A 3979-nucleotide genomic window follows, 5' to 3' on the forward strand; every position below is an offset into this window, starting at 1 on the left:
CTCAACGACCGCCCCCGTATGACCCTGGGCTGGGCCACCCCAGGTGAGAAGATGACCCAGCTCCTGAGTGTTGCAACCACCAGTTGAGCCCGCCCCGATGACGGAAACTGTCCAAGATCTCGCGGCGTTCGCCGCACGGGCGGCGAGCAGGCCCGCTGGCGGGAGGGCGGCCGGCGGGAGGGCGGCCGGCGGGAGGGCGGCCGGCGAGCAAGCCGACGCCGCACAGGCAACGAGCAGGCCAGCCACCGCGAGACCCGAGCGCCGCACAGGCCAAGCGCCGCACAGGCCAAGCGCCGCACAGGCCAAGCGCCGCACAGGCTGCGGGGGGCTGGGATGGCGGTCCGGCCACACAGCAGTGGTACGGAGTATGTGTCGCCGCCCCATGTGCCGCAGGGCACACAGCTCGTAACTTCTTGCGCCATGACGGCAGAACCCGTGGCGGTCCCCCACGTCGTACAGGTCGACCTCGCTGGTCGGACCGCCCTGGTCACCGGGGGTGGCAGCGGCATCGGGCGGGCCTGTGCCCTGCGACTGGGCGCGGCCGGCGCCACGGTGCTCGTGGTGGACCGCAACCTGGAGGCGGCCAGGGCGGTGGCCGCCGAGGCAGGCGGACGCGCCGAGGGCGTGGACCTGGCCGACGCGGCGGCCGTGGACGCGCTCGACGTGGACGTGGACATCGTGGTCAACAACGCCGGGCTCCAACATGTGTCGCCGGTGCAGGACTTTCCCGTCGAGCGCTTCGAGTACATCCAGCGGGTGATGGTGGAGGCGCCCTTCCTGCTGATCCGCCGGGCGTTGCCGCACATGTACGCCAGGGGTTGGGGACGGATCATCAACATCTCCTCGGTGCACGGCCTGCGCGCCTCGCCGTACAAGGCGGCCTACGTCTCGGCGAAGCACGCCCTGGAGGGGCTGTCGAAGGTGGTGGCGCTCGAGGGCGCCGCGCACGGGGTGACCGCCAACTGCATCAACCCGGCGTACGTGCGGACGGCGCTGGTGGAGAGCCAGATCGCCGACCAGGCGGCCAGCCACGGCATCGGCGAGACCGAGGTGATCGAGAAGGTCATGCTGGCGCGGGCCGCCATCAAGCGGCTGATCGAGCCGGAGGAGGTGGCGGAGCTGCTGGCGTACCTCTGCGCGCCGCCGGCGGCCTTCATCACGGGCGCGTCGATCGCGCTCGACGGGGGCTGGACGGCCAACTAGTGGGCCTGAGCACAATGTCGACCATGTCGTCGCCGGTGGAGTTCCTCGAACTGCTCGCTCGCGAGGCCGCCGCGGTGGAGTTCGAGGGCCCGTTGGTGGCCGCGCGCGCCGCCGGGATGCCCGCCGACCGGCTGGCCGAGCTGGAGCAGGCCAAGACGGTGGCGTTGCGGGTCCGCGCGCTGCTGGAGCGCCGCCGCCGCCGCGAGACCGAGCTGTCCGGCCTGTACGACACGGTCAGCGACCTGGCCGGGCTGCGCGACCTGGACGACGTGCTGCGGGCGATCGTGCACCGGGCCCGCAACCTGCTCGGCGCCGACGTGGCGTACATGACGCTCAACGACGACGAGCGCGGCGACACCTACATGCGGGTGACCGACGGGTCCGTGTCGGCCCGCTTCCAGCGGCTGCGGCTGCCGATGGGCGCCGGCCTCGGTGGCCTGGTGGCCCAGTCCGGCGCCCCGTACGTCACCGCGAACTACGGCGAGGACGCGCGCTTCCACCACACCGGGGAGATCGACGCCGGTGTCGGTGAGGAGGGCCTGGTGGCGATCCTCGGGGTGCCGCTGCGACTCGGCTCCACCTCGATCGGGGTGCTCTACTCGGCCAACCGCTCGGCCCGGCCGTTCGCCCGGGAGGAGGTGGCGCTGCTGGTCTCCCTCGCCGCGCACGCCGCCGTGGCGATCGACACGGCCCGGCTGCTGGCCGAGACCCGCTCGGCCCTGGCCGAGTTGTCGGCTGCCAACACCACCATCCGGGCGCACAGCAGTTCGGTGGAGCGGGCCGCGGCGGCGCACGACCGGATGACGGCGCTGGTGCTGCGCGGTGGCGGGGTGGAGGACGTGGCGGCGGCGGTGACCGACGTGCTGGGCGGGGCGCTGCTGGCGCTGGACGCCCAGGGCCGGTTGCTGGCCCGGGTGGGCGAGATCGACGAGCCGGACCGGGCGGACATCGTCGAGGCGGTGGCCGCGTCGCGTACGGAGGGACGCAGCGTGCGCCGCGGCCCGCTCTGGTACGCGGCGGTGGTGGCCGGCGCGGAGAACCTGGGCGCGTTGGTGCTGCGTCCCGACGACGAGTTGGTCGACGCCGACCAGCGGATCCTGGAGCGGGCGGCGCTGGTGACCGCGCTGCTGCTGCTGTTCCGCCGGACCGTGGCCGAGGCGGAGGGTCGGGTCCGTGGCGAGTTGCTCGACGATCTGATCGCCCGGCCGCTGCGGGACACCGACGCGCTGCGCAGTCGGGCGCGTCGGCTCGGCGTGGACCTGGACGCGCCGCACGTGCTGGTGGCGGTGGGCGAGGACGCGATCGCGGCGACCGGCTCGGCTCGGCAGCGGGTGCTCTCCTGGGCCACCACGTACGCCTCGGCGCGCGGTGGCCTGGCCGCGGCGCGCGACGGTCGGGTGGTCCTGATGCTGCCCGGTCAGGATGCCGGCGGCAGCGCCCGCGCGGTGGCGCGGGACCTGTCGCGGGTGACGGGCCGGCCGGTGACCGCCGGGGCGAGCGGCCCGTCGACCGGGCCGGGGACGCTGGCCGCGACGTTCCACGAGGCGGACCGCTGCCTGACGGCGCTGGGTGCGCTGGGCCGCGCCGGTCAGGGGGCCAGCACCGCGGAGCTGGGCTTCGTCGGGCTGTTGCTGGGCACGGTCGGTGACCGGGGTGAGGGGGACGTGGCCCAGTTCCTCACCGCCACGGTCGGGCCGGTGGTCGACTACGACGCCCGGCGCGGGACGGCGCTGGTGAAGACGCTGGAGGCGTACTTCGGGGTGGGCGGCAGCCTGGCCCGGGCCGCCGAGCAGTTGCACGTGCACGTCAACACGGTGACCCAGCGGTTGGAGCGGGTCGGGCAGTTGCTCGGCGCGGACTGGCAGCGGCCCGAGCGGGCGTTGGAGGTGCAGTTGGCACTGCGCCTGCACCGCCTGCGCGCCTCGAACGCCTGACCTCGGACCGCCGCGCCCGCGCCTGCCCGCCCGGGTCCACCGGGACGGCCGACACCCGCGCCCGCCGGCCGTCGCGCAGCGCAGCCACCGCCTGGCAGCCCGGGTCCACCGGGGCCGGACCGGTCGGTCCGTGCCCGGTGGGCCGGGTCAGCGGGTCAGGATGCCCGCCAGCACCGCGTCGACGACCTGCTCCGGCAGGGTCTGCTCGTCCAGCTCCGGGTTCCACTGCAGCACCCGCTGGATCAGCATCGGCCCGGTGAGCAACGCCATGGTCACCTCGATGTCGATGTCGGGCCGGAGCAATCCCTCGCTGATGCCCCGTCGGAGCACCTCGCGCATGAGCTGCCGGCGCGGGGAGATGATGTTCTGGTACAGGCGGAAGTGGTCCGGGCTGCGGTTCACCTCCGGCACCAGGCAGGGCATGATCTTCGACGCCCGCGGGTCGACGTTCTTCCCGATGGCGCCGACCAGCAGGATCAGATCGTCGCGCAGCGAGTGCCCCTCGGGCTGCGGCAGGATGCCCTTGAGCCGGCGCAGCGCGTCCAGCAGCAGCGCGTCCTTGCCGGCCCAGCGGCGGTAGATGGTGGCCTTGCCGACGCCCGCGCGGGCGGCGATCGCCTCGATGGAGAGCGCCTCGATGGTGCTGCCCTCGGCGAGCAGGTCGAGCGTCGCCTCGATGATCGCCTCGTCGGCGCGGAGGCTCCGCGGGGGCCCCGGCGGCCCCCGGACCAAGGCGGGGGGGGTTAATTCGGAACAACTCGGCGTACCAACGCCCGCCCCGCCACCACCGGCGAGGCGGCCGGCGCCCCCCACCCCCGAACCCCGGCGGCGCCAACCCGCAA

Annotated in this window: 3 protein-coding genes; 2 read left to right on the plus strand and 1 reads right to left on the minus strand. The window is 74.3% G+C overall.

Annotated features, from left to right (window positions below; all coding sequences use genetic code 11):
* The first annotated feature begins 420 nt into the window (after positions 1 to 420).
* Both ACGFIE_RS19545 and ACGFIE_RS19550 read left to right on the plus strand, forming a co-directional pair.
* A complete protein-coding gene (locus ACGFIE_RS19545) occupies positions 421 to 1203 on the plus strand; it encodes a 3-hydroxybutyrate dehydrogenase (RefSeq protein ID WP_393296432.1) in 783 nt (260 codons plus the stop codon).
* Between the two features lie 14 nt (positions 1204 to 1217).
* Positions 1218 to 3137 carry a helix-turn-helix domain-containing protein gene (locus ACGFIE_RS19550; protein WP_393296434.1) on the plus strand — a complete coding sequence of 640 codons (1920 nt, stop codon included), beginning with the start codon at positions 1218 to 1220 and terminating at the stop codon, positions 3135 to 3137.
* Positions 3138 to 3284: 147 nt separating this feature from the next.
* Here ACGFIE_RS19550 and ACGFIE_RS19555 read toward each other — a convergent pair whose 3' ends face one another.
* Positions 3285 to 3869, minus strand: a complete 585-nt coding sequence (locus tag ACGFIE_RS19555) for a TetR/AcrR family transcriptional regulator (protein ID WP_393296436.1) — start codon at positions 3867 to 3869, stop codon at positions 3285 to 3287.
* Positions 3870 to 3979: the final 110 nt, after the last annotated feature.

Source organism: Micromonospora sp. NPDC049275, from assembly GCF_043197115.1.
GTDB lineage: Bacteria > Actinomycetota > Actinomycetes > Mycobacteriales > Micromonosporaceae > Micromonospora.

Coding starts and splice junctions, on each gene's coding strand:
- ACGFIE_RS19545 (WP_393296432.1), top strand. CDS start 421: ATGACGGCAGAACCCGTGGCGGTCCCCCACGTCGTACAGGTCGACCTC.
- ACGFIE_RS19550 (WP_393296434.1), top strand. CDS start 1,218: ATGTCGACCATGTCGTCGCCGGTGGAGTTCCTCGAACTGCTCGCTCGC.